Raw genomic sequence first — 23,753 nt, forward strand, 5'->3', positions numbered from 1 at the left:
TTCGATGAACTTTAATCTTTAGTGGAATAGTATTCAACAATTAAAGTTGATTCGATGTGTGGCCGATGCCTGTCGGGCTGGATGCGCCGCAGCGTACAGGTCAACGTGGAGCAGACGAGCGGGAGCCGGACGAGTCGCGACAGGGTAGGGATAAGTCCTGTTTGAATAAAATAGTAAAGTGGAATAGTATTCAACATAAATGAGGTATCCCTTCTGAGACGAAACGGATTGGCAATGAAGCGTGAACCGATGCTCGAATGTGATGTGCTGGTGTTGGGCTCAGGCGCGGGTGGCCTGGCCGTTGCGGTCACCGCCGCTGTGCGCGGACTGCGTGTGATCGTTGCGGAAAAGGAGGCGGTTTTCGGAGGCACGACGGCGTGGTCCGGTGGATGGATGTGGATACCACGCAACCCGCTCGCCGTGCGCGCAGGGATCACCGAGGCGGCGCAAGCGCCGCGCACCTATCTGCGCAACGAACTCGGTTCTCATTTCGATGCGGCCAGAATTGGCGCGCTGCTGGAGCACGGTCCGCGAATGGTCGAGTTCTTCGAACAGCATACGTCGATGCGTTTTGTCGACGGCAACCGCATTCCAGACTTCCACACCACGCCGGGCGCCGGGACCGGAGGCCGCTCGGTCTGCGCGATGCCGTTCGATGGCCGCGAACTGGGACCGTTGATCCACAAGCTACGACCGCCGCTCGGCGTCACGACGCTCAAGGGGATGGCGATCGCCTCGGGTGTTGACCTCGCTCATTTCTTCAACGCGACACGCTCTCTGCGTTCCGCACTGCATGTCACCCGGCGATTAGCGACATTTGCCGTGCATAAGCTTCGCTATGGTCGCTCGATGCATCTGGTCAACGGGCACGCGCTGGTTGCGCGGCTGCTGAAGTCGGCCGCGGACCATGGCGTCGATCTGCGCGTGAACGCGAAAGCCGTAGGGTTGCTTCGCGAGGCGGGTCGCGTGGTGGGCGCACGCGTCGAGATCGACGGTGTCGCCAACGAGGTGCGAGCTTTGCGCGGCGTCGTCCTGGCCTGCGGCGGCTATCCGCATGACGCTGCGCGGCGCGCGCAAACCTTCGCTTACACGCCGTCGGGACGTGAGCATTGGTCGGCCGCGCCACGCTCGAATACGGGCGACGGCATTCGCATGGGCGAGGCGATTGGCGGCCATTTCGATGCCGCGCTTGAAGCGCCGGCGGCGTGGGCGCCTGTGTCGCTCGTGCCGCAGCGAAATGGCCGGCCTGCCGTTGCATTCCCGCATCTGATCGAACGAGCCAAACCGGGTGTGATCGCGGTGACGCGCGCAGGCAAGCGGTTCGCCAATGAAGCGTCGTCCTATTACGACCTGATGAGCGCGCTCTTCGATGCCACTCCGGCAGGCGAAGAAGTGTGCGCGTGGCTGGTGTGTGACCATCGTTTCCAGCGCCGTTACGGTCTGGGCGTGTCGAAGCCGTTTCCGTTTCCGACTCGCCCGTACCGTCGTACGGGGTATCTCAAGCGGGCGAGCAGTCTCGCCGAGCTGGCAATACAGTGTGGCATCGATCCACAGGGTCTCGCGAGCACCGTGGCGGCCTACAACACGCATGCAAAGGACGGCGCCGATCCGCAGTTTCATCGCGGCACCACACCCTACAACCGCGTGCAGGGCGATGCACGGCACAAGCCGAATCCGTGCGTCGCGCCGCTCGAAAACGGCCCGTTCTACGCGATCAAACTGCTTCCCGGCAGCCTCGGCACATTCGCCGGCCTCGCGACCGATGCTGCCGCTCGCGTTCTGGACAAAGAGAACCGGCCGGTGGCCGGACTCTACGCCGTCGGCAATGACAGCGCGAGTGTGATGGGCGGCTGTTACCCGGCTGGCGGCATTACGCTCGGCCCCGCGATGACCTTCGGTTATCTCGCGGGCCTTTCTCTCTCCGGTCTGAATCAGACGGAGTCGGTTGAAGAATCCTCACATCATGCGCAAGGACAAATGCAATGACTCTCTATGACGTAGTGACGCTCACCGTGAAAATAGGCTCGAATCCGCAGGTTTTCGAAAGCATCAGGTCAAGCGGCAAGCAGCCCGGCTCGACACTGTTCGGCTGCTGGTATTCGGACATCGGCGCGCTGGGGCAAGTGATGGTGTTGCGCGGCTTCGAATCGGAAGCCGCATTGATCACCGAGCGCAAGCGCATGCTGCTCGAAGGCAACCCGTTCGGTTGCGGCGAGTTTGTCACCGACGTGAAGATCGACAGCTACGCGCTGTTCCCCTTCCTGCCGCCGATCGAACCTGCCGTGCACGGCGGCATCTACGAGATGCGCGTCTACGGCACGAAGCTCGCGAGCCTGCAGCACACCATCGACGCGTGGGAAAAGGCGTTGCCTGAACGCACGCAGCGCTCGCCGCTAATCGGTGCGATGTATTCGCTCGATGGCACGGTGCCGCGCTTCCTGAACATCTGGGCATATGCGGGCGTCGACGAACGTTCGCGGATTCGCGCCGAAGCGGTGAAAGACGGCGTCTGGCCGCCCAAGGGCGGTCCTGCGCATCTGACTACGATGGAATCGACGATCTATGTGCCGGCACCGTTTTCACCGCTGCGCTGAACACGCTCTGCAAATGAAATGACTAATCGAACCGAAGGAAATGACATGACACAGCACAACGCTCGCGCGCTTTCTCTCTCGGCGCTGACCGTGCTTGAGCTGACGCCGCCGCAAATGGTGGAATGCGCGGCGCAGGCGGGCTATGACTACGTCGGGCTGCGTCTGTTGCCCGCCACCGATCAGGAAGTGCGGCACGAGATCGTCGGCGATACGCCGTTGAAACGTGAAACGCTGGCGCGCTTGCGAGACACGGGCATCAAGGTGCTCGACGTGGAGATTCTCCGCCTGAAGCCGGAGACCGATGTGACGGACTACGCGCCCATGCTCGAGACCGCGGCGGAACTGGGCGCACGCTACGTGCTTGTGGCGGGTAACGATCCCGACGAAGCACGCACGGCGGAGCGTCTCGCGCAACTCTGCGATCTCGCGAAACCGCTCGGACTGTCCCCCTCGCTCGAACCGATGCCGTGGACGAATGCGAAGGACATCATGCAGGGCGCTCGCATCGTCAAGGCAGCGGGCCGCAGCAATACTGGTCTCATCATCGACCCGCTTCACTTCGATCGTGCCGGTTCGTCGACTGCGGAACTCGCTGCACTGCCGCGCGAGTACTTTGGTTACGTGCAGTTTTGCGATGGGCCCGCAGAGCGTCCGACCGACCTCGAGACACTGCTGTTCCAGGCCCGCTGCGAGCGGATGATTCCGGGCGAAGGCGGGATCGATCTCGTAGGCATCCTGCGCGCGCTTCCCGATCATTTGCCGCTCAGCATCGAAGTGCCGACGGAGCAATGGGCGAAAACCGCGCCTGCGCTCGAACGTGCGCGCAAGCTGCGCGAGGCGACGCTCGACGTGCTCGCCCGGGCTTACGCAGTGGACTGATGCGCGTGACAGGGTAAAACGCAGTCCGTTGAAGCGCGCCCAAGATGCTGCACGGACTGGCATCCATTATCGACAACAACAAATAACCATCCGGAGACAACCTATGAATGCTTCACTCCAGGCCAACCGGCCGAACACACGGGCGTCGGCTGTCATCGACGTACAAAAGCTTCTCGACGAACAGCCAGTCGGACGGTTCCAGATTCTCGTCCTGATGATGTGCATGGTCATCGTCACGCTCGATGGCCTCGATACCGTGATGATCGGTTTCATCGCGCCGGCGCTATCGGGCGCGTGGGCCATTCCACGCGATGCGCTGGGTCCCGTCATGAGCGGCGGCCTGCTCGGACTCGCTTTCGGCGCGCTGTGCGCGGGACCTCTTGCCGACCGCTTCGGCCGCAAGACGGTCATGACGATCGCTGTGCTGTTCTTCGGCGTGTGGAGCCTCGGTTCGGCGTTCGCGAGCAACGTGACCGAGTTGACCGTGCTGCGCTTTCTGACCGGTCTCGGGCTCGGTGCCTCCATGCCTAATGCGGCGACATTGATGGCCGAGTACGCGCCGCAGCGCTGCCGCGCACTGATGGTGACGACTGTGTTTTGCGGCTTCACGCTCGGTGCCGCGGGCGGCGGCTTCGTGAGCGCCTGGCTGATTGCGGCCTACGGCTGGCACTCGGTGTTGATACTCGGAGGCGTACTGCCGATTCTCTATGTTCCGCTGATGATCAAGTGGTTGCCCGAATCGGCGCGCTATCTGTCGCTCAAGGAGGCGCGCCGTGCGCGGCTCGTGGGCGTGCTGAACCGCATCCAGCCGGACATGGCGGACGAAGCAACGCGTTTCGTCGCACAGGACACCCAGCAGCGCGAGCGCAGCCCGGTGCGCCTGATCCTGTCGCGCGACTACGTATTCGGCACGGTGATGTTGTGGATCTGCTATTTCGCGGGCTTGCTGACTGTTTATCTGTTGGGCAGCTGGCTGCCGACATTGATTCGGGGCGCCGGGTTCACGCTCGGGCAGGCGGCGATCGTCGGCGCGCTGTTTCAGGCGGGCGGCACGATCGGCTCGCTCGCAATCGGCTGGCTGATGGACCGCCTCAATCCCCACCGCGTGTTGGGCGCAACAGTGTTCGTGGGGGGGGGCTTTGCGTGGTACATGGGTTTGCCGGGGCATGGAATCACGGGTATCGGCATGCTTGCGTTCGGCATGGGCTACTGCATGAACGGCTCCAACACCGGCTTTTGCGCGTTGGCCGCCGGTTCCTATCCGACCCGCATGCGCGCCACCGGCACTAGCTGGATGCTCGGCATTGGGCGCTTTGGCGGCATTGCAGGGGCGATGCTCGGCGCCAGCATGCTGCACGCGAATTGGGGCTTCGGTGAAGTGCTCACGGCGCTTGCGGTTCCCGCAACGGTAGGTGCCGCGGCGGTGCTTCTCAAAGGCGCCCGCCATCGCGGCTCAGTACTGCGGGTTGAAGGCAGCGCAAGCCACTAGGCAGTCGACACGAACCGCAGCGCGATTTGCATCCGCTTGAGTTCCGGTGTGGAATCGTGTTCTCATTCGGTATCTAAGTCGAATTGAGAGTGCAATCTATGGCTGGGAATCTTGAGCGGGCATTGGCCATCATCGAACTGCTCGCGAAACAGGGCGGCAGTTTGCAACTGGCCGCGATCGCCGACACGCTGAATATCCCGCGCAGCGGCACTCATCGCTTGCTGGCCGAGCTCACCGAAGAAGGGTATGTGCGGCAGGACGAGCACGGCGAGTATGTGCTGGCGCTCAAGCTGGTCTCGCTTGCATTGATGTGGCTGTCCACCGAGGGTGTGCTCGATATTTCGCAGCCCGTGCTCGACCGGCTGGCGTCGGCCTCGGGCGAACTCGCGCGGCTCGGTGTGGTCGAGGACGATCACATTACGTTTGTCGGCAAGGCGCAGGGCGCTCGCTCCGGTCTTCGCTATGACCCGGACATGGGCAGTCAGCCGCCCCTTCACTGCACTGCGAGCGGGCAGGCGTGGCTGTCGAGCATGAGCGACGAAGAGGCGCTCGAGCTGGTTTCGCGCCAGGGAGGAATTGGCAAGGCGGGGCAGACCGGGCCGAGAGCGCCGAAGTCGATCCAGCAGTTTCTTCAGGATCTGGCCGGCGCGCGCAAACGCGGCTATGGCGTGGCGAGCGACACGTATGAAGTCGGCATGACCTCGATGGCAGCGGTGATCCGTCATCCAGTGACGGGCCTCGTCGTCGGCGTGGTGAGTCTGGCCGGACCGACGAGCCGGTTGCCGGATGCGCGGCTGAAGGAACTTGCGCCTGCGTTGCTCGAAGCAGCATCGGATATGGGAGCGGCCACGCTCAGTTCGCCGTATTTCAAGCGCAGCCTGAAAGTGGTGCCCGTTGCTGCGGCGAGCGATGTGCGGCCCGTCGTGGCCAAGCGCAAAGGACGGCCTCGGGCGGCGTGACCGTGCGCGGAGCCGGGCGGGGCGCCCGGCTCGCGGTATGTTCATGTCGGTGAGTCACGAGGGCGCTCAGCAAAAGTCTTCCTGTTGCCAGATTCACCAACGGTTTCACACAGTCGCGCGCGGCGGCGCGATGGCATCGGACTGCTTCAGCGCAACCGAACCCGACGCGGCGCGTGCCGCATGCTTTGCGACTCGCCAGCCAAATACGATGGCGGGTCCGAGCGTGGTCCCAGGGCCGGGGTAGGTGCCGCGAAATATCGAGGCGAGGTCGTTGCCGCATGCGTAGAGGCCAGGAATGATATGGCCGTCGTTGTCGAGTACCTGGCCGTTGGCGTTGCCGGCCAGACCCGCGCTGCAGGCCAGATCGGCAGGCCAGACCGTCACCGCGTAGTACGGCCCCGGGCCGATCGGGCGAATGCACGGATTCGGCTGTTGGGCGGCATCTCCATTGAAACGGTTCATCGGGCTCGAGCCGCGTTGAAACGCGGGATCCAGGCCCTGCGCCGCGTCGCGGTTGTAGATGCTAACGGTGCGCTCGAGTCCCGCCGCGTCGACGCCTAGCTTTCCGGCGAGTTCGGCCAGCGTGCCGCCCTTGATCAGATAGCCCGCCTTTTCAAAACTGGCGATACGGTGGTGGCTTCGCTCGCGCATGAGCAGTCCGAGACCGTAGTCGCGAATGAAGGCGGCATCCACGACCAGGTGGGCAGGCACGCTCTGAGCGTTGCCCGCGCTGCGCAACATACCCATGACGAAGTCGTGATACGAGTCCGACTCGTTGACGAAACGTTCGCCGAGGTTGTTCACCGCGATTAGTCCTGGCTTCGCCCGATCGAGAATGATGTGCGGCCAGATACTTTTCTGTCCGTTGCGTGAGTGCAAAATCGAGCAGGGCATCCAGAGGCCGGGACTGTCGTGCCCATCATTGAGCTGCGCGTTGATCTTGAGCGCACTGCCTACGCCGTCGCCGGTATGCGTGTCGGGCGAAAGCGATAAGGGTTGGGCGCCGGCGGGGAACAGTTGCTTGCGCAGAACCGGATGGCGGGTAATGCCGCCGGTAGCAAGCACCACGCCGTGACGCACGCGAATACGCTTGCGACCAGCGCCTTTCTGTTCGACCACGGCGCCGGTGACTTCGCCTTGCTCGATCACCAGTTCGATCAACGGTGTTTCGAAGCGGACTTCCACTTTCTGTTTGCGCAAGCTGTAGAAGAGCCGTGCGGCCAGCGCATTGCCCATGACAAGCTGAGTGCCGCGTGGATAGCGCAGCCTGTCCATCACGTAGCGGCCCACCACCGCCAGCGTGCGCGAGAAGTTCTTCCTGGAGGCGAACGGCGCGAGCAGCGCGTCGAGATCGGTGCGCGCCACCATCATGCCGCCGAGACCCATGAACTCTTTGCGTGGCGGTCTCACACGGACGAATTCGTCGCCGAGCAGGCGTCCGTCGAACGCGACCGGCGCGAGCGCGCGCCCACCGAAGGCCGCGCCGGGCCCCGTCACGTAATCCGGGTGCGCGGTCGCGGCGACGAATTTCACCTCGCTGATGCGCTGGAGTTCGTCGATCGCTATCGGCCCGCTTTCCAGAAACGCCTCACGCGCTTCGTCGCCGCCGCGATCGCCGACCACCGACGCGAGAAAACGCCGCGCGTCGTCGACGCTGTCGGGCACGCCCGCGCTCGCGCTCAATTGCGTGCCTGGCACCCAAGTCGTGCCGCCCGAGGTGGACGTGATTCCGCCGACGGCGTCTGTCTTTTCACACACGAGAACCTTGATGCCTTCGTGATGCGCGACCAGCGCGGCGGTCATGCCGCCTGCGCCGGCACCGAAGACCAGCAGGTCAACTTCCTCGTCCCATTGTGTTTGCCTTGCTTCGTTCATGCCTCGTGTGTCTCCGTCTGCTTTGTGCAGAAATGTGTAGAACAAGTTTTGTTAATGGAATAGTATTCCAAAAAAGATGAAAATCAAATATTTCCCTGCAGAGGAGAAGCGAGCGATGCGGATATTGGTGACGGGCGGGAGCGGGTTTCTTGCTGCATGGATCATGCGCCGTCTACTGGCGCGCGGTGTTGACGTGCGGGCGTTCGACCTGCGCCGCGACGCGCGTTTGCTGGGCGAGCTCGCGCCCGATCAGGCAGGTGAAGTCGAATGGATGACGGGCGACATTGCTGTCGCGGGCGACGTGACCCACGCGCTGGAGGGTTGCGATGGTGTCATTCATCTGGCAGGTGTGCTCACGCCCAGTTGCGCGAGCGACCCCGTACGCGGCGCGCAAATCAATCTGATCGGTACGCTGAACGTTTTCAACGCCGCGCGCGCGGTGGGTGTGCGCAGCGTGCTTTATGCCAGCAGCGCAGGCGTTTTCGGCCCCGACGACGGCGCGTTGCCCCATCCCGAAACGCACTACGGCGCGTTCAAGCTGGCCTGCGAAGGCTCGGCGCGAGCGTATTGGAACGACTGCGGCCTCGCCAGCATTGGCTTCCGGCCACTCGTTGTGTATGGCGCGGGACGGGAAACCGGCTCGAGTGCGGGCCCGAGTCTCGCGTGCCGCGCGGCGGCTCGCGGCGAGGCGTACACGATTCCATTCACGGGATCGACCGGCCTCGTATTTGCCGACGATGTCGCCGCGGCGTACGAGGCCGCACTCTTCGCGCCGGCGCAAGGAGCACACGTGTTCACGCTCGCAGGGGAGATCGCAGCGGTCGATACCGTGATCGAGCGGCTGTCCGCGTTGGCGCCCGGCGCCCGCCTCGATAGTGCCGGGCCGCCATTGCCCATCGCCACCGAATTCCCGAGCGATCCGGCGCTCGGCCGTCTGCTTCCAGGTTTGCCCGCTACGTCGCTGGAAGACGGATTGCGACAGACGTTCGCGTTCTACCGCTCGCGGCGATAGGTTGGGCTCCGCTTGTTCTTGCGCTGATCGGTTGGTTCATTTGGGGCTCGTGTGAATCAGCGCAGTGGCTTTGCGGAGCGGGGCATCGTATATTTTGATTCTTGGGGATCGCAGGCGCATTGAATTGCGCGAAGACGGTCGTGCGACAAAGAACGTCGCATGAGCCCCCTAGTCAAGGATTGATGCATCCTAAACCATGGAGCTTCGAAGGCAATCAGATGGAACGTTTCGATTACGCACGCGAAGACACGGGCAATCTGGTCCTGCTCGAACATGTCAACCTCACGATACCGGACCAGCGTCTCGCGACTGCTTTCTACGTCAGCGGACTTGGCCTCACCCGCGATCCCTTCTTGATGACCGGCGTGAGCAATATGTGGATCAACGTCGGTCGTTCCCAGATTCACTTGCCGCACGGCGCCGCACAACGCCTGCGTGGGCGGGTCGGTTTAATCGTGGGCACGCGGCAGTCGTTGATCGAACGACTGCGCGCAGTTCAGTCAGTGCTTGAAGGGACTAGCTTCGGATGGAGCGAGCGGGCCGACTGCATAGAGGTCACCTGCCCATGGGGAAACCGGTACGACTCCTTGATCCGGACGCATACCCAGCGGGCGCGCCGTGGTCGGGCATCGATCTCGGCATCGCTTATGTGCGACTCGATGTGCCCATCGGTTGCGCGGCGCCGATTGCGGGGTTCTATCGTGAGTTGCTCGATGCGTCCGTCGACGTGCGCGAACACAATGGTTCGCAGCAGGCGGTGATCGCGGTCGGCACGCATCAGCAACTTATCTACGCGGAAACACCTGATGCGAGCCCGGACTATGACGGGCACCACCTCCAGATCTATGTGGCCCAATTCTCCGAACCGTATGCACGGCTCGCAGCGCGCGGGCTGGCCTATGGCGAAGAGCCGCATCAATATCGCTTCGCCGACCTCATCAATGTCGCGAGCGGTGCGCATTGCTTCAGGCTCGAGCATGAGGTTCGTAGTTTGCGGCATCCGCTCTATGCGCGACCGCTCGTGAACCGGAATCCGGAGCAGAGTAACCGGGACTATCGTATGGGTGCAGACGTGCGCAGCGGTGCGTTCTAGTCGGGCCTCGCAACTGCGACGATGCGAGGCCGTTCATTCAGGCCGCCGGTTCGCTATGAAGCGTTGCTTGACCCGTCACGCAAACAGGTTCGGTTCAGGAGTCGGGCCACGAAGAATTGCGCTGTGATTTGCAGGACTGTTTCCGCGACGTTTCGCTCGATCCGGGCACGCGCTTCGATGTGGGACTGGAATGCCTGGTGTCGTCGCGAGCCGGCCTTGATCGGACTCGCTTTGACCGGGCCGTCTGTGACGATAAAGCATAAGTTGACGCAAAAAATCACCTCACGCACCGAAACCCCGCATACACATACTGATAATGCGGCTGAAACCAGTTGCGGAAAGTCGGCCGCAACATGCACTGCGCGGTGCGCGCCGAGCCGCCTTTGATCACAAAATGCTGGCCGTCGAAGAAGTTGGCCGAATAACCCGGATAAAACGAAAACGCTTCGAAGCCGGGCAGGGCGTCGAACACCGTCGAGGTCCACTCCCAGCCATTACCGAATTGACCTTCGACACCGAATGCGCTGACGTTATCCGGATACGCGTCCACCGGTTGCGGGTTCCAACTGCGAAAATCGAAATTGCCCGACGCGGCGTGCGGGGCACCGTGTGCGGCACGCTGCCATTGCGCCTCGGTGGGGAGCGCTTTGCCAGCCCAGCGCGCGTAAGCGCTGGCTTCGGCGTGGCTCACGTACGCGGGCCAGTCGAGCGGCAATGGGACTTCGTCGAACATGGTGCGCAGCATCCACGCGCCGCCTTCGCTATCTTCGCCGTGAGCGCGCCGCGACCAGCAGGCGGGATGCTCGATTTGCTCGGCCTCCCGCCACGCCCAATCCTTCTGCGACCACCACTTCGGCTCGCGATAGCCGCCTGCCTCGATGAACTCGCGAAACGCGCCGTTCGTCACCATGTAGCGATCGATCTCGAAGGCGGGCACGTCGACACGTATTTCGCCGAACTCGTTGTCCCAGCCGAAGCGGCCGCCTTCGCGCGCCATACCCAGCACAGTCGCGCCGGCCGGCACGCTCACCATCGACGACAGCGCGTCCCGTGCTCCGCCGCGCGTCAAGACGGGCTCGCGCAGTTCGGTGACCTTCTGCGCAAGCGGCAACTGATGGAGCATGTACGCCAGCGTCTCGGCGTGCATCAACCGGTGCTCGATGGCGACATTCAGCAATTGCCCGGCGGTCGCGGTTTGTGTGTCGTCGCGGCCGGGTTGCGCGGCGTGCGTCAGCGCATCCAGCTCGCGGTCGATCTGCTCGCGCGCGCGCAAGCCGTAGCCGCGAACGGTGTCGAGCGACGGCCAGTCGCTGGGCTGATCGGTTGGAAAACCGCCATCGACAGGGTCGATGCCGAAGGCAAAAAGCTGGTCGAGCTGCGGATCGAACGCGGGCAGATCGCACAGGCGCTGATCGAGCAGATTACGATCGAAAGCTTCCAGATGGCCGATGTAAAACACGATCCGGTGGCGTTCACGGATCGGGCGTTCATACAAAAACTCGGGTTTGACGATGGAAAACAGTGCGTCGGTGACTTGACGCGCTTCGATCAGACGCTGAACGAGCGGGTGATGCGGGGCGGGGTCGCGATTCATTTCGCCGGGTCTCCTTGCGGGGGACGGACTAAAGACTGTACCCGCTCGCAGGAGCCATGCCAAGACGAAAGCGCGTTAAAAGAAGTGGGCGTGGAGCATCGGCTGGGCTCCTGGCGGCAGGCTAGACCCGCCGCAGACCTTCCAGATCGACGATCCGTATGTGCTTGCCCTGTGTGTCGATCAGGCCGCGCTTTTGAAATCTTGACAGGGTCCGGCTCACGGTTTCAAGCGTCATGCCGAGGTAGCTGCCCATGTCTTCGCGTGTCATGCGCAGATTGAATTCCGCCGACGAATACCCCCGCTGTGCATTGCGCTCTGACACGTCGAGCAGGAATGCGGCGACCCGTTCGTCCGCCGAGAGCGAGCCGAGCACCATCATCTGCGCTGCTTCGCGCACGATCTGCTCCCCGAGCAGTTTGTGCATGCGTTCCTGCATCGAACTGATTTCCCGGCATAGCGACTTGAGTGCGGTGTAGGGCACGATGCACACGGTGCTGTCTTCGAGAGCGACGGCGCTGCAGGCATGCACGTCGTTGCTGATGCCGTCGAGGCCGAGCGCTTCGCCGGCGAGCCGCAGACCCGTGACCTGTTCGCGGCCACCGCGGTGCGCCATGATGGTTTTCATCGAACCGGAACGCACCGCGTAAATATTGTCGAAACGGTCCCCGCTGCGATACAGCGCCTCACCTCGCGGTACGGAGCGCGCGGAGCATATGAGCGTTTCGAGTTTCGCGAGCTCGTCGGGCGATAGGCCGTGAGGCATACAGAGTTGCCGCATGGCGCAACTCGAACAGCGCGCAGTGGTGCGCGTGCTTGCCCTTGACGACACCGCACGGCGGCTGCCGCGCGTCGGCAATGCGCTAGCGGCGGACGCGGTGGATTCAGCAGTTCCGTCGGAGCGCGTAACAGCAGTAGGAGTGAGCATGTTCTGCAGCCAATGGTCAGGTATAGAAGGATTGTCCCACCGGCCACACTGCCTGCTTCGCGACAAAATGACGCGTTCAGGAAGTTAGGTATCTTGATCGATATCGCTGGCGGCGATTCTGATGGAACTGCTATAAGCAATGAGCGGTGAGGCCCTGCTCGCGCTCCTGCACGAGGTCGTGCGTTGAAGCTCGGGCGCACGAGCAGCGAATACGCCGCGTGCATGGCGCGCCGTTGCATTCAGTCTGCGTCGCCGGTCTTGCCTGCGGCGGATGGAACCAGTAGCACGGGCAAGCTCGCCTGGCGCACGCAGCGTTCGGCGACACTGCCGAGAATCAGGCGTTGAAAGCCGCGCCGTCCGTGCGTGCCCATCACCAGCAGATCGGCCTTGAAATGGGCGGCGGCTTTGAGCACTACCGTTGCCACATCATCGAGCGACGACGCCTCGCCTACCACCAGCTCGCCCTTCACGCCGTGTTCGATCATGGTCTTGGCGAATTCAGCGCCGAGTTCCTTGCCCTCTTCGACGAGACGGTTACGCAATACGGAGGGATCGTAGCCGGGCGCTTCGAAATAAAGCGGCGTGTTTTCTACGACATAGAACGGCCGCAAGATTGCGCCGTTGGATTTGGCGAGCGCAAGCGCTGCTTCGAACGCACGGCGCGAGGTATTGCTGCCGTCGACCGCTACAAGGATGCGTGTGTACATATCGACTCCGTGTCTCGAGGAACTGAATGCCGCTGCCGTTTCGATTGGCTGGGGCGATTGCCACGTCGATTGGCACTTCATTGCCAACGAAAGCTTAAATGGTCGCTGAAGAACATGCACTCAACCTGGATGTAAATCAAACTCTTGTCAAATTTTGCGTGGAGGTGTCTTGCCGGATAAGCGCCGGGCGGCCGGCACCTGTGGCATTCGCCGCACTTCGGACCGCAGGGACGTGATCAGACCAGCGCCGGGTTTGCCTTACAATTGGAACCTACTCAGACAAGCTGCCGCAGCCCGCCGATGAACGAGCGCAAAACGAAGGGTTTGCCCGACAGAATCTACGGCGACATCCTCAACCGCATTGTCGAAGGCGAGTACAAGGAAGGGGAGCGCTTGCCAACCGAGCATGCGTTGGCCGAACGTTTTGCCACATCACGGCCAACGGTGCGCGAGGCGCTGGCGCGCTTGCGGGCCGACGGCATCATCGCGACGCGGCACGGATCGGGGACAACGGTCGCGCGTCGCCCGGACCCCGACGTGCGCCGCTTCGCCCCACTCGAAACGCTGTCCGACATACGCCGCTGCTATGAATTCCGCATCGTCACCGAAGCGGGCGCGGCGGAGCAGGCGGCGCTCAAAGCCGATGCCGACGACATGGCTGCCATCCAGCATGCATGGGACCAGTTGGAGCGCATCATCGAAACTCAGGGTATCGGCGCCCAGGACGACTTCATGTTCCACCTCGCGGTGGCGCGTGCGTCGAAGAACCCGTTTTTCATCACGGTCATGTCGTTCATCGAAGAGCAGATCCTCTTCAGCATGAACCTGTCGCGCAATCTTTCGCTGGTGAAGACGGTAGAGCGGCAGCGACTCGTGCAGGCGGAGCATAAGGCGGTGCTCGAAGCGATCCGCCGCAAGGACGGGCTGGCCGCCGGAAATGCGATGCGAGCGCATCTCGAGAACGCGCTCGACCGAATGTTCGGCTCCTGAGTCTGCCGCGCGCCGACGCCGAACGGTTGGGCCGAAGCGCCATGGCGCCGGCGGGTCGAGGCGAGCCCGGCAAGGCCCGGCCCGGCGCTGGCGCCGCCCCACCCGTTGCGGCGAAATGGCGGCGCTGCAACTGCGGTGCAGCAGCTAGGCAGCGACGGCGATCGGCCCGAACAACGCGGTACGGGTCTTCGGACTCACCGCGATATCCAGCGCCACGGCCCGCTCCACGCCGATCTGCAACGGCGACCCAAGCCGGCTGATTTCGATGCCAGTCTTGCGCAGCAACCGCTCGATCGGCGTGGTGGTGACCGTGACATAACGCGTAATGCCCATCTGGTCGGCGAATGTCACCAGTTCGTGAATCGCCTGCATGGTGACGTCCGCAAAGCCAAACGATTGCTCCTCGCCGCCGGTTTCGATCGCGAACCGGCTCAATTCCCAGATATGCCGCCCAACCGGCGCCGCCGCGCCGTGGAGCAATTGCGGGAAAGTGTCCTTCAGCATATTCGGCCCCTCGGTCGGCATCAGGCGCCAACAGCCGCGCACCTGCCTGTTGTCGCCCTGGATCAGCATGTAATGCGGCCCGAGCGCGTCATAGCCGTCGATTTCCATGCCGGCGATGGTCGGGATATCCCACCCGAGCCGCCCGTGAAAAACCCGGGCGCGCAGCCGGTACATCTCGTTGATGTCCTCGTTATCGAATTCCTGACGCATTCCAATCCGGATTGCTGTTTGCATGACGTTCTCCTGAACGTGTTGGGGTACCCAATACGCAAGAAAACTTATGCATTTTGAATCGTTCCGCCACCTACCTACCTGGATAGGTGTGCATGCTTATCGGGTAAAGCAGAATTCGAGACAAGCACTTGCCCTCAACCGACAGGACACGAAAATGGAACTTCTCGAAAATCATTGGCAGCCGCAAACCGGCCTTCAAACGCGCCCGGCAGAGCCTTCCACGGCGGTTGACCGGGTTCTGATCATTGCTTACCGCAAAAAGAAAAAAGAGAGTCAGCGCCGTTTCTGGGCCCGATTCGGTGTGACGCAGTCGCGTGGCAGCCGTTTCGAGTCGGGTGCCGAAATCCCGGCGCCGGTCGCCATCCTGCTCGGCCTGTATTTCACCAAAACCGTGTCCGACGCCGATCTGGGCCGCGCCGAGCGCGTGCTTTACAGCCGTGATGCCGCCTTGCTCAACCCGGGTCAATAAGCCCGAGCTGGGCTGCGATTACGGCCGCCGCGCGCCGCGAATTCACACCGAACTTCGTTCTGATGTTCTTCATGTGGAAGTTCACCACGGCTTCCGAACAGTTCAGGATGTGGGATATTTCCCACGTGGATTTGCCGCGTGCGGTCCATTTCAGGCATTCGCGTTCACGCGGCGTCAATTTGGGCAATAACGTCTGGGCGTGCGTATTCAAATGCCGCTGGCTGGTATCAATGACGAGATCACGCAGCAGTACCAGATTCGGCAATGCCACGTTGATATGACGCCAGAATTCGTCGTTGGGATTGCTGTCGTTGACGAAGCAAATCATGCCGGCTTCCTGGTTCGGTCCATGAATCGGCAATGTCACGCCGGCGCGCAGTCCGTGCGCACGCGCTTCCTCGTACATGGAAAGCTGCGGCGCGGTCGTGAAAATATCCGGTGACCAGATCAGCGGCGCCGCGCGTGTCGCGCAATGCGACACGGTCGGATCGATATGGACCAGTCCCTGCTCGTCATATGTACGGCGCCATACGGGCGCGTACGTGCTACGCACATAGGCGTCTTCGAGGCGGATCGTCGGGCGCGGCAGCATGGCGATCAGCAGCTTGTCGAACCCCCACGTCTCCGCAAGACCCGAGATTGCACCGAACCATTCCGCTTCGTCGGCGGCGTTCAGTAGCGGTGCCATCTCCTCGATAAAATGTAGCGGCAATTTTTACTCTCTCAGGCTCGCAAACATCCCGTTGCGGTTAATTGCGGTCGGCATTCCGTCCGGTGGTTTTTTATCTGCACAATCTATCACTAAAATTTAATTTGCAAAGCCGGAATGATTTCTAACAAAAAGGTTAAGGCCGCACTTTGGCGATCAGTGAGTTGCCTGTTTTGCCGCGATTTTATGCGCTAATTAACATTTGCCGGCTGTTAATGGCGCTAAATGTCTCGCAACAGCGTTTTGATGCCAATCGTTGGCAACTTTATTGTGAAACGATTCTAATTGGCGATCCTTGCCAAAATATCAGTCATAATCGCACTAATTGCCGAAATCGACCGGCATTGCCAGCCGATTGCCGCAGCATGCGCACCGCACGGCTCTATTGTCATACAAAAGCGAGGCGGAGTAATCTGCGATCTTCGCCGACAATACCGACAACTCGCGAGGCTCGCGTTGGAGCACGAATTCGCGCAAGCCAACCCCTACTTGAACCGCCAGCATGACCGACAACAGCCGACGCTATCCCGATCCTTCCATCTGTCAGTTCGATCCGCGCTTCAAGCCGCTGATTCTCGCTTCCGCCTCCGTCGAGTGTTTGTATCAAGGCGCGCGCTGGTCCGAGGGGCCGGTCTGGTTCGGCGACGGACGTTATCTGTTGTGGAGCGACATTCCGAACGACCGGATCCTGCGTTGGGACGAACCGAGCGGCACGGTCTCGACGTTTCGCCAGTCGTCGAACAACGCCAATGGGCATACGCGCGACCGGCAGGGCCGCCTCGTCAGTTGCGAACATCTGACGCGCCGCGTCACGCGCACGGAATACGACGGCTCGATCACCGTGCTCGCCGATCGTTATCGCGGCAAGCGCTTCAATTCGCCGAACGACGTGATCGTGAAATCGGACGGGTCGATCTGGTTCAGCGATCCGACCTTCGGAATCGACGGTTTCTACGAGGGTGAGCGGCAGGAGTCCGAACTGCCGGCATGCGTGTACCGGGTCGACGGCCAAACCGGCGAAGTCTCCGTGGTTGCCGACGACGTGTTGGGACCCAATGGCCTCGCGTTTTCGCCGGACGAGTCGGTCCTGTACATCGTCGAATCGCGCGGCGAGCCGCGCAAGATCCGCGCGTTCGACGTGGAAGGCGCCGGCACCGGCACCACGCTGACGAACAACCGGGTGTTGATCGACGCGGGTCCGGGTACGCCGGACGGCTTTCGCGTCGATATTCACGGCAATTTGTGGTGCGGCTGGGGCATGGGCACGGACGAACTCGACGGCGTACGCGTCTTCACACCGCAAGGCGAGCCGCTCGGCCATATCGCGTTGCCTGAACGTTGCGCGAACGTGTGTTTCGGCGGACGACATCGCAACCGTCTGTTCATGGCGGCAAGCCACGGGCTTTATTCGCTGTATGTGAATACGCAAGGTGTGCAAGGCGGCTAGTTGTCTGGCAAGTTGTCGTCAGATTTCATGAACGGCTCCGGGTTTGCCCTTGGATGCCGCGCGCAAATCATTGAACGGCAAGGATTCAGCGCCAGAACTGTTATTTTCGGCAGCCGGAAGCTGCCGCGAGCATTTGCTTGACATCAGCTGTCCCGCTTCGCTATGTTCCATTGGTAGAAAGACACCGTCCGCAGCGCAACCGATCGGCGGACTCACATACCAAGAAGCGAGGAGACGCAATGACTGTTTCAGACAGGTTGGCGCTCAGGCTGGTGTCCGTATGTCTCGCGGCGAGCGCCGCCTTCGCATCCGCCGCGCACGCGGCCGATCCGGTCACGCTCAATATCGTCGACGTGGCCGGCGACCTTCAACTCACGCAAAAGGGCTTCGAGGCCTTCAAGGCGAAGTATCCGAACCTCGTCGCCAATCTCACCTTCACGAACGCGCCCGCTCCACAACTGCCCGGCAAAATCAAGGCGATGCAGGCCGCGGGCCGCTCGGATATCGATCTCGTGCTGACCGGCACCGACGCGCTTGCCGCCGGCATCGAACAGTCTCTGTGGATGAAGCTGCTGCCCGACAACGCAGCGGCGTTCCCCGGCGTGCTCGACAAATACGCGCCGGGCCCGCGCAAGATGCAGGATCTCGCGCAGGGTTTCGGGCTCGAGGTCGCCTATATGCCGGCCGGTCCGCTGCTCGAGTACAACCCCGCCAAAGTCAGCGATCCGCCGAAAACGCCTGAGCAATTGCTGCAATGGTGCAAGGCGCATCCGGACAAACTGATCTACGCACGGCCGGCGAATTCCGGTCCCGGCCGCACGTTTCTGATGGGCTTGCCCTACGTGCTCGGCGACAAGGATCCGCAGGATCCGATTCACGGCTGGGACAAGACGTGGGCCTTCCTCAAGCAACTGAACGATTGCATTCCTTACTACCCGGGCGGCACGTCGGCAGTGATGAAGGAACTTGGCGAGGGCACGCGCGACATGACCGTGACGGTCACAGGCTGGGACATCAATCCGCGCGCGCTCGGCATCGTGCCGGCCGAATTCCGCGTGCAAGCGTTCGACAACATGACGTGGGTGAACGACGCGCATTACATGGTGATTCCGAAAGGTGTGCCGAAGGAAAAGCTCGACGTGCTCTACAAGCTGATGAATTTCATGCTCGAGCCGGCGCAGCAGGCCATGACCTACGACGACGGTTATTTCTATCCTGGTCCCGCGATCAAGGGCGTGAGCGTCGAGCAGGCGCCCGCGCACAGCCAGGACGTGCTGAAGAAATACGGCCGGCCGGAATACGCGAAGCTACTCGCCGAGCGTCCGCATGCATTGCCGCTCAATGCCGCCGCGATGGTCGCAGCATTCAAGAAATGGGACACCGAGGTCGGCGCGCAGAAGACCAAATAGTCTGCGCGTGTGGCCATGCATGCATGGCGTTGCGATCCACGCGTGGTGCGTGACACGACGCGCCACGCGCATCAGGAAACCGCCATGAAGCATCACTTTGAGCAGTTGCGGCTCGATTCGGTGAGCCGCAGTTTCACGAATGCTGAAGGCCACGCGGTCGCGGCGCTGCGCGGACTCGACCTGACGATCCGGCGCGGCGAGTTCATCGCGTTACTTGGGCCTTCGGGGTGTGGCAAATCGACGGCGCTGAATTGCATCGCCGGATTGCAGCCGTTGAGCGGCGGCGGCATCTGGCTCGACGACAAACGTATCGACGTGCTGCCGCCGGAGAAGCGCGGCTTCGGCATGGTGTTTCAGAACTACGCGCTATTTCCGCATATGAGCGTGCTGGACAATGTCGGCTTCGGGCTGAAAATGCGCGGCGTCGGCAAGAGCGACGCCATGCGCCGCGCGCGCGAAGCGTTGCAGCTCGTGCAACTGGTCGGACATGAACGCAAGCTGCCCGGACAACTTTCCGGTGGCCAGCAGCAGCGTGTGGCGATTGCGCGCGCAATCGTGATCGAGCCGCCGCTGATCCTGATGGACGAACCGCTATCGAACCTCGATACCAGACTGCGGATCGAAATGCGCGCGGAGATTCGCCGCATTCATAGCCAGCTCGAACGCGCGACGCTCTACGTGACCCACGATCAGGACGAAGCGCTTTCCATGGCCGACCGCATTGTCGTGATGAAGGAGGGTGTGGTGCAACAGGTGGCCACGCCGAAAGAGGTCTATACGCGGCCTCAGAATCTGCATGTCGCACGTTTCATGGGCTATCGCAACGTGGCCGAATTCGAACTCGAAGGCATGCAGGGCGAAGGCATGCAGGGCGAAGGCGTGCTGGTGAGTGCAAACGGTGTACGTTTGATCGGCATGCCAATGGCCGGTTTCAACAGCAAACGCGTGAGTGTCGCGCTGCGTCCCGAAGATATGGAACGCGCCGCGCCCGGCGCGGACAATGCTTTCGACGCGCTGGTGACTACCGTCGAATACGGTGGCCGCGATTCGTTGCTGCGGGTGAAGACCGCATTCGGCGATATCTGGGCGCGCGTGGGCGGAGAATTCGCGGAGGGCGAGCGCATCAGCCTGCGTGTGCCGCCCTCGCGCACGCTCGTCTACGAGGCAGAGGCGGCATGAATACGCCCACGCTGTCGCCGCCGCTCGCGCCGCGCGACGCCAAGGCGTGGCTCGTCACGCCGGCGTTGATCTTCATTGTCGCGTTGTTCATCTATCCGTTTGCGTATGGTCTGGTGCTGTCGTTCCGGCCGATGAACGGCGGTGGCCTCTGGGCCAACTATCTGGCGTTCTTCACCGACACGTCGATGTGGCCGACCATTCTTGTCACGCTCAAGCTCGCGGTGCCCGCCACGCTCATCAACGTGGGCGTCTCGGTGCCGGTGGCGTTCGCACTGCGGCGCTACTCGCGCTATCAGAAGCTGGTCACGACGCTGCTGGTGATTCCCGTGACTCTGGGCACGGTGTTGATCGCGGATGGCATGCTCACGTACTTCGGCCCGAACGGCTGGTTTCCGCAGGCGCTGCAGGGTCTGCATCTCTATACGCGCGAAGTGCGCCTCACGCATAACTTCTGGGGCGTGCTGATCTCGCTGATCGTGTCGGGTTTTCCGTTCGCGTTTCTGCTGACGCTCTCGTACGTGACCGGCATCGACCCGACGCTCGCGAGCGCGGCGGCGACGCTCGGCGCCAGTCCGTGGCAGCAGTTTCGCCGCATCTATCTGCCGCTGCTCGTGCCGGGGCTGACGATGGCGGCGTGTCTGTCGTTCGTGCAGGCGTTTTCGGTGTTTCCTTCGGCGGTGCTGCTCGGCGCGCCCGCCGGCCCGACCCGAGTCATGTCGATCGCCGCCGCCGAGGCTGCCTTCGAAAGCTACGATTATTCACTGGCCTCCGCGATCGCGATGGTGATGGGCTTCGTGCAACTCGTGGTGGTTGCCGCGATGCTCGGCGCGCGCCGCTTCTTCTACAGCGGTCCGGTGACGGGAGGCAAAGGCTGATGACGACCGAGCATCGCGCGGCGCCGCGTTCGTGGCCGGCGTCGGCTTCGAAAGATCACGACGACGGCGCGCACGAGCCGGATAAGCGTACCGGCCACAGCCGGCAGCGCACCAGCGTGCCGGGCCGCGTCTGGCGCGTGCTCGTATGGGGCGCGATGGTGTTCTTCCTCCTCAACGTGGTGCTGCTCATCGCGACCGTGGCGGTCAATTCGGTGGCGACGCGCTGGTTCGGCACCCTGTTGCCGCAAGGCTTCACGTTGCATTGGTATGCGCAGGCGTGGAGCGATTTTCAACTGGCGAGCGTGTTGTGGGTGACAGTAGAAGTGGTGGGCGCAGTCGTGCTGTTGTCGGTTCTGCTCGGCATGCCGGCGGCCTATGCGCTTGCCCGCGTGCAATTTCCCGGCAAGCGCCTCGCGATGCTGATCTTCCTGTTGCCGTTGATGGTGCCGCCCGTCACGTATGGCATTCCGATGGCGACAGTCATGTACAAGGTCGGCCTTGCCGGCACGCTGAGCGGCGTGATCCTGGCGAACCTCGTGCCCGCATTGCCGTTCGTCATTCTCGTGATGACACCGTTCATCGAACAGATCGATCCCAATCTCGAAGCGGCGGCGCGCATTTTCGGCGCCAACACGTTCCGCTATTTTCGCTACGTGCTGCTGCCGCTGCTCGTGCCCGGCATGCTGGCGGCCGGCTTGCTGGTGCTCGTGCGGACCATCGGCATGTTCGAGCTGACATTTTTCACCGCGGGACCCGCGACACAAACGCTCGTGGTCGCGCTGTACTACGCTGTATTTTCGACCGGCGTGCGCGCGCCGCAGTCGATCGATGCGATGGCGATGATTTACATGGCGATCACGCTGATCTGGGTGCTGATCGCCCTGCAATTCGTGAGCCCGACGCAAATCGTGTCGCGCGTGAAGGAACAGAAGCGCTGAAGCAGACCCGGAAAAACGGGCGAAAGAGAAACGTGGAGTGGACATTGACGAAGAGAAAGCAACCCGAGGATCTGCGCAGTCACCGCTGGTACGGCGTGAACGATCTGCGCTCGTTCGGCCATCGGTCGCGCACCGCGCAGATGGGCTACAACCGCGAGGAATACGCGGGCAAACCGGTCATAGCAATTCTCAACACGTGGAGCGAGATCAACCCTTGCCACACCCATTTCAAACAGCGTGTCGAGGAAGTGAAGCGTGGCATCTGGCAGGCCGGCGGCTTTCCGGTCGAACTACCGGTGCAGACGCTCTCCGAACCCTTCCAGAAGCCGACTACGATGCTGTACCGCAACTTCCTCGCCATGGAAGCCGAAGAGACCCTGCGCTCCTATCCCGCCGATGGCGTCGTGCTGATGGGCGGTTGCGACAAGACCACCCCGGCGTTGCTGATGGGCGCGATCTCGATGGACCTGCCGGCCATCTTCCTTCCCGCCGGCCCGATGCTGCGCGGCAATTGGAACGGCGTGACGCTCGGCTCCGGCTCCGACTCGTGGAAGTATTGGGCCGAACTGCGCGCGGGCACGATCACGCAGGATGACTGGCAAGGCATCGAAGGCGGCATCGCTCGTTCGCCGGGCCACTGCATGACGATGGGCACCGCGTCGACCATGACGAGCGCGGCCGAAGCGCTCGGCTTCACGCTGCCCGGTTTCGCGTCGATCCCCGCCGCGGATTCCCGTCATGCGCAGATGGCGGCGAAAACCGGCATGCGCATCGTCGAGATGGTGTGGGAAGACCTCAAGCCTTCGGATTTCCTCACTGCCGGTTCCGTCGATAACGCGGTGACCACGTGCCTCGCGCTCTCCGGTTCGACCAACGCGATCGTGCATATGATCGCGCTGGCGCGCCGCGCGGGCATCGAGTTGACGCTCGATCGCTACGACGACATTGCGCGCCGCACGCCGGTGCTGGCGAACATTCGTCCGACCGGCGCGTATCTGATGGAGGACTTTTTCTATGCGGGCGGTTTGCGCGCTTTGCTCGCGGAACTGGGTGAACTGATCGACCGATCGCAGCAAACCGTCAATGGCCGCACGCTCGGCGAGAATCTCGAAGGCGCGCAGATTTTCAACGACGAGGTGATTCGCCGCCGCGACAAGCCGCTTCTGCCCAACAGCAGCCTTGCGGTGCTACGCGGCAATATCGCGCCCGACGGCGCCGTGATCAAACCCGGCGCCGCCGAGCCGCATCTGCTCGTGCATACCGGCCGCGCGGTGGTGTTCGCGGATTACAACGACATGGCCGCGCGCATCGACGACGAGATGCTCGACATCGACGAGAACTGCGTGATCGTGCTTCAGCATGCCGGGCCGGTCGGGGCGCCGGGCATGCCTGAATGGGGGCAATTGCCCATACCGCGGAAGTTGCTGCAAAAAGGCGTGCGCGATATGGTGCGTATCTCGGATGCGCGGATGAGCGGGACGAGTTACGGCGCGTGCGTGCTGCATGTGGCGCCGGAGTCATTCATCGGCGGGCCGTTTGCCCTGATTGAGAGCGGCGACATGATCGAACTCGACGTTCCGCAACGCAGACTCAACCTGTTGGTGACGGACGAGGAACTGGCGCGCCGCAAGGCCGCGTGGGTCAAACCGGCGCCGCGCTTTACACGCGGCTACGGCGCACTGCATCAGGCGCACGTGATGCAGGCGAATCAAGGTTGTGACTTCGACTTCCTGCAGCGCGGCGGCGCGCATGCAGCGCCGGAGCCGGACGCCGCGGGCGAGCCGGAGATTCACTGAGTTTATCGAGGGCCGTCGAGAGCGTGACGTAGCCGCCGCAGAGTGGCGACAACACTGAGAGGGGCGCGCGATGCGG

21 protein-coding genes are annotated in these 23,753 nt (G+C 62.4%); 15 read left to right on the top strand and 6 right to left on the bottom strand.

Annotated features, from left to right (window positions below; all coding sequences use genetic code 11):
* Positions 1–234: 234 nt before the first annotated feature.
* From BLW71_RS31670 to BLW71_RS31690, 5 genes are all read left to right on the top strand, one after another.
* Complete coding sequence (locus tag BLW71_RS31670; protein WP_091806590.1) at positions 235–1,986, top strand: FAD-dependent oxidoreductase; 1,752 nt, start codon at positions 235–237, stop codon at positions 1,984–1,986.
* Positions 1,983–2,594, top strand: coding sequence for an NIPSNAP family protein (locus BLW71_RS31675; RefSeq protein WP_091806593.1), 612 nt, complete (start codon positions 1,983–1,985; stop codon positions 2,592–2,594). The genes BLW71_RS31670 and BLW71_RS31675 overlap by 4 nt, the downstream gene beginning before the upstream one ends.
* Positions 2,595–2,639: 45 nt before the next feature.
* On the top strand, positions 2,640–3,473 hold the full coding sequence (locus BLW71_RS31680; protein WP_091806596.1) for a sugar phosphate isomerase/epimerase family protein: 834 nt from the start codon (positions 2,640–2,642) through the stop codon (positions 3,471–3,473).
* 103 nt (positions 3,474–3,576) lie between these two features.
* Entirely contained in the window at positions 3,577–4,962 is a 1,386-nt protein-coding gene (locus tag BLW71_RS31685) for an MFS transporter (protein ID WP_091806599.1), read from the top strand.
* Between the two features lie 98 nt (positions 4,963–5,060).
* Positions 5,061–5,921 carry an IclR family transcriptional regulator gene (locus tag BLW71_RS31690; RefSeq protein WP_091806602.1) on the top strand — a complete coding sequence of 287 codons (861 nt, stop codon included), beginning with the start codon at positions 5,061–5,063 and terminating at the stop codon, positions 5,919–5,921.
* 105 nt (positions 5,922–6,026) lie between these two features.
* Here the strand turns inward: BLW71_RS31690 and BLW71_RS31695 are convergent, their stop codons facing one another.
* Positions 6,027–7,796 (bottom strand): FAD-dependent oxidoreductase, encoded by a 1,770-nt coding sequence (locus BLW71_RS31695; protein ID WP_091806605.1) that lies wholly within the window; start codon positions 7,794–7,796, stop codon positions 6,027–6,029.
* 115 nt (positions 7,797–7,911) lie between these two features.
* Here BLW71_RS31695 and BLW71_RS31700 point away from each other — a divergent pair, with 115 nt between their 5' ends.
* Positions 7,912–8,808: an NAD-dependent epimerase/dehydratase family protein gene (locus tag BLW71_RS31700; RefSeq protein ID WP_091806608.1), complete on the top strand. Its 897-nt coding sequence runs from the start codon at positions 7,912–7,914 to the stop codon at positions 8,806–8,808.
* Positions 8,809–9,373: 565 nt separating this feature from the next.
* Positions 9,374–9,901, top strand: coding sequence for a VOC family protein (locus tag BLW71_RS42415; protein WP_286162165.1), 528 nt, complete (start codon positions 9,374–9,376; stop codon positions 9,899–9,901).
* Positions 9,902–10,178: 277 nt separating this feature from the next.
* Here the strand turns inward: BLW71_RS42415 and BLW71_RS31710 are convergent, their stop codons facing one another.
* The 3 genes from BLW71_RS31710 to BLW71_RS31720 form a co-directional block, all read right to left on the bottom strand.
* Positions 10,179–11,495 (bottom strand): SUMF1/EgtB/PvdO family nonheme iron enzyme, encoded by a 1,317-nt coding sequence (locus BLW71_RS31710; RefSeq protein WP_091806613.1) that lies wholly within the window; start codon positions 11,493–11,495, stop codon positions 10,179–10,181.
* Between the two features lie 121 nt (positions 11,496–11,616).
* Positions 11,617–12,420, bottom strand: coding sequence for a helix-turn-helix domain-containing protein (locus BLW71_RS31715; protein WP_408184324.1), 804 nt, complete (start codon positions 12,418–12,420; stop codon positions 11,617–11,619).
* Positions 12,421–12,659: 239 nt separating this feature from the next.
* Positions 12,660–13,127, bottom strand: coding sequence for a universal stress protein (locus tag BLW71_RS31720; RefSeq protein ID WP_091806619.1), 468 nt, complete (start codon positions 13,125–13,127; stop codon positions 12,660–12,662).
* A gap of 300 nt (positions 13,128–13,427) precedes the next feature.
* On the opposite strand from BLW71_RS31720, the gene BLW71_RS31725 reads away from it, so the two are divergent.
* Entirely contained in the window at positions 13,428–14,117 is a 690-nt protein-coding gene (locus tag BLW71_RS31725) for a FadR/GntR family transcriptional regulator (RefSeq protein WP_091806624.1), read from the top strand.
* Positions 14,118–14,261: 144 nt separating this feature from the next.
* Here the strand turns inward: BLW71_RS31725 and BLW71_RS31730 are convergent, their stop codons facing one another.
* On the bottom strand, positions 14,262–14,855 hold the full coding sequence (locus BLW71_RS31730; protein ID WP_091806628.1) for an acyl-homoserine-lactone synthase: 594 nt from the start codon (positions 14,853–14,855) through the stop codon (positions 14,262–14,264).
* 154 nt (positions 14,856–15,009) lie between these two features.
* Here BLW71_RS31730 and BLW71_RS31735 point away from each other — a divergent pair, with 154 nt between their 5' ends.
* Positions 15,010–15,324, top strand: coding sequence for a helix-turn-helix domain-containing protein (locus BLW71_RS31735; protein ID WP_091806631.1), 315 nt, complete (start codon positions 15,010–15,012; stop codon positions 15,322–15,324).
* Here BLW71_RS31735 and BLW71_RS31740 read toward each other — a convergent pair.
* Positions 15,308–16,012, bottom strand: coding sequence for a helix-turn-helix transcriptional regulator (locus BLW71_RS31740; RefSeq protein ID WP_091806633.1), 705 nt, complete (start codon positions 16,010–16,012; stop codon positions 15,308–15,310). The two genes, BLW71_RS31735 and BLW71_RS31740, sit on opposite strands and share 17 nt — an antisense overlap.
* Positions 16,013–16,535: 523 nt before the next feature.
* Between BLW71_RS31740 and BLW71_RS31750 the strand changes: the two genes are divergently transcribed.
* The 6 genes from BLW71_RS31750 (at position 16,536) to araD (ending at position 23,677) form a co-directional block, all read left to right on the top strand.
* Complete coding sequence (locus BLW71_RS31750) at positions 16,536–17,480, top strand: SMP-30/gluconolactonase/LRE family protein (protein WP_091806638.1); 945 nt, start codon at positions 16,536–16,538, stop codon at positions 17,478–17,480.
* Positions 17,481–17,719: 239 nt separating this feature from the next.
* Positions 17,720–18,889 (top strand): extracellular solute-binding protein, encoded by a 1,170-nt coding sequence (locus tag BLW71_RS31755; RefSeq protein WP_091806641.1) that lies wholly within the window; start codon positions 17,720–17,722, stop codon positions 18,887–18,889.
* 84 nt (positions 18,890–18,973) lie between these two features.
* A complete protein-coding gene (locus BLW71_RS31760) occupies positions 18,974–20,068 on the top strand; it encodes an ABC transporter ATP-binding protein (RefSeq protein WP_091809110.1) in 1,095 nt (364 codons plus the stop codon).
* Entirely contained in the window at positions 20,065–20,943 is an 879-nt protein-coding gene (locus BLW71_RS31765) for an ABC transporter permease (RefSeq protein WP_091806644.1), read from the top strand. Before BLW71_RS31760 ends, BLW71_RS31765 begins: the two co-directional genes overlap by 4 nt.
* Positions 20,943–21,881, top strand: coding sequence for an ABC transporter permease (locus BLW71_RS31770; RefSeq protein ID WP_091806647.1), 939 nt, complete (start codon positions 20,943–20,945; stop codon positions 21,879–21,881). Before BLW71_RS31765 ends, BLW71_RS31770 begins: the two co-directional genes overlap by 1 nt.
* 44 nt (positions 21,882–21,925) lie before the next feature.
* Positions 21,926–23,677 (top strand): L-arabinonate dehydratase, encoded by a 1,752-nt coding sequence (gene araD / locus BLW71_RS31775; protein ID WP_091806650.1) that lies wholly within the window; start codon positions 21,926–21,928, stop codon positions 23,675–23,677.
* The last annotated feature ends 76 nt before the right edge of the window (positions 23,678–23,753 follow it).

The sequence above is a fragment of the Burkholderia sp. WP9 genome (genome assembly GCF_900104795.1).
Classification (GTDB): Bacteria; Pseudomonadota; Gammaproteobacteria; order Burkholderiales; family Burkholderiaceae; genus Paraburkholderia.

Coding starts and splice junctions, on each gene's coding strand:
- BLW71_RS31670 (WP_091806590.1), top strand. CDS start 235: ATGAAGCGTGAACCGATGCTCGAATGTGATGTGCTGGTGTTGGGCTCA.
- BLW71_RS31675 (WP_091806593.1), top strand. CDS start 1,983: ATGACTCTCTATGACGTAGTGACGCTCACCGTGAAAATAGGCTCGAAT.
- BLW71_RS31680 (WP_091806596.1), top strand. CDS start 2,640: ATGACACAGCACAACGCTCGCGCGCTTTCTCTCTCGGCGCTGACCGTG.
- BLW71_RS31685 (WP_091806599.1), top strand. CDS start 3,577: ATGAATGCTTCACTCCAGGCCAACCGGCCGAACACACGGGCGTCGGCT.
- BLW71_RS31690 (WP_091806602.1), top strand. CDS start 5,061: ATGGCTGGGAATCTTGAGCGGGCATTGGCCATCATCGAACTGCTCGCG.
- BLW71_RS31695 (WP_091806605.1), bottom strand. CDS start 7,796: ATGAACGAAGCAAGGCAAACACAATGGGACGAGGAAGTTGACCTGCTG.
- BLW71_RS31700 (WP_091806608.1), top strand. CDS start 7,912: ATGCGGATATTGGTGACGGGCGGGAGCGGGTTTCTTGCTGCATGGATC.
- BLW71_RS42415 (WP_286162165.1), top strand. CDS start 9,374: ATGGGGAAACCGGTACGACTCCTTGATCCGGACGCATACCCAGCGGGC.
- BLW71_RS31710 (WP_091806613.1), bottom strand. CDS start 11,495: ATGAATCGCGACCCCGCCCCGCATCACCCGCTCGTTCAGCGTCTGATC.
- BLW71_RS31715 (WP_408184324.1), bottom strand. CDS start 12,420: ATGCTCACTCCTACTGCTGTTACGCGCTCCGACGGAACTGCTGAATCC.
- BLW71_RS31720 (WP_091806619.1), bottom strand. CDS start 13,127: ATGTACACACGCATCCTTGTAGCGGTCGACGGCAGCAATACCTCGCGC.
- BLW71_RS31725 (WP_091806624.1), top strand. CDS start 13,428: ATGAACGAGCGCAAAACGAAGGGTTTGCCCGACAGAATCTACGGCGAC.
- BLW71_RS31730 (WP_091806628.1), bottom strand. CDS start 14,855: ATGCAAACAGCAATCCGGATTGGAATGCGTCAGGAATTCGATAACGAG.
- BLW71_RS31735 (WP_091806631.1), top strand. CDS start 15,010: ATGGAACTTCTCGAAAATCATTGGCAGCCGCAAACCGGCCTTCAAACG.
- BLW71_RS31740 (WP_091806633.1), bottom strand. CDS start 16,012: ATGGCACCGCTACTGAACGCCGCCGACGAAGCGGAATGGTTCGGTGCA.
- BLW71_RS31750 (WP_091806638.1), top strand. CDS start 16,536: ATGACCGACAACAGCCGACGCTATCCCGATCCTTCCATCTGTCAGTTC.
- BLW71_RS31755 (WP_091806641.1), top strand. CDS start 17,720: ATGACTGTTTCAGACAGGTTGGCGCTCAGGCTGGTGTCCGTATGTCTC.
- BLW71_RS31760 (WP_091809110.1), top strand. CDS start 18,974: ATGAAGCATCACTTTGAGCAGTTGCGGCTCGATTCGGTGAGCCGCAGT.
- BLW71_RS31765 (WP_091806644.1), top strand. CDS start 20,065: ATGAATACGCCCACGCTGTCGCCGCCGCTCGCGCCGCGCGACGCCAAG.
- BLW71_RS31770 (WP_091806647.1), top strand. CDS start 20,943: ATGACGACCGAGCATCGCGCGGCGCCGCGTTCGTGGCCGGCGTCGGCT.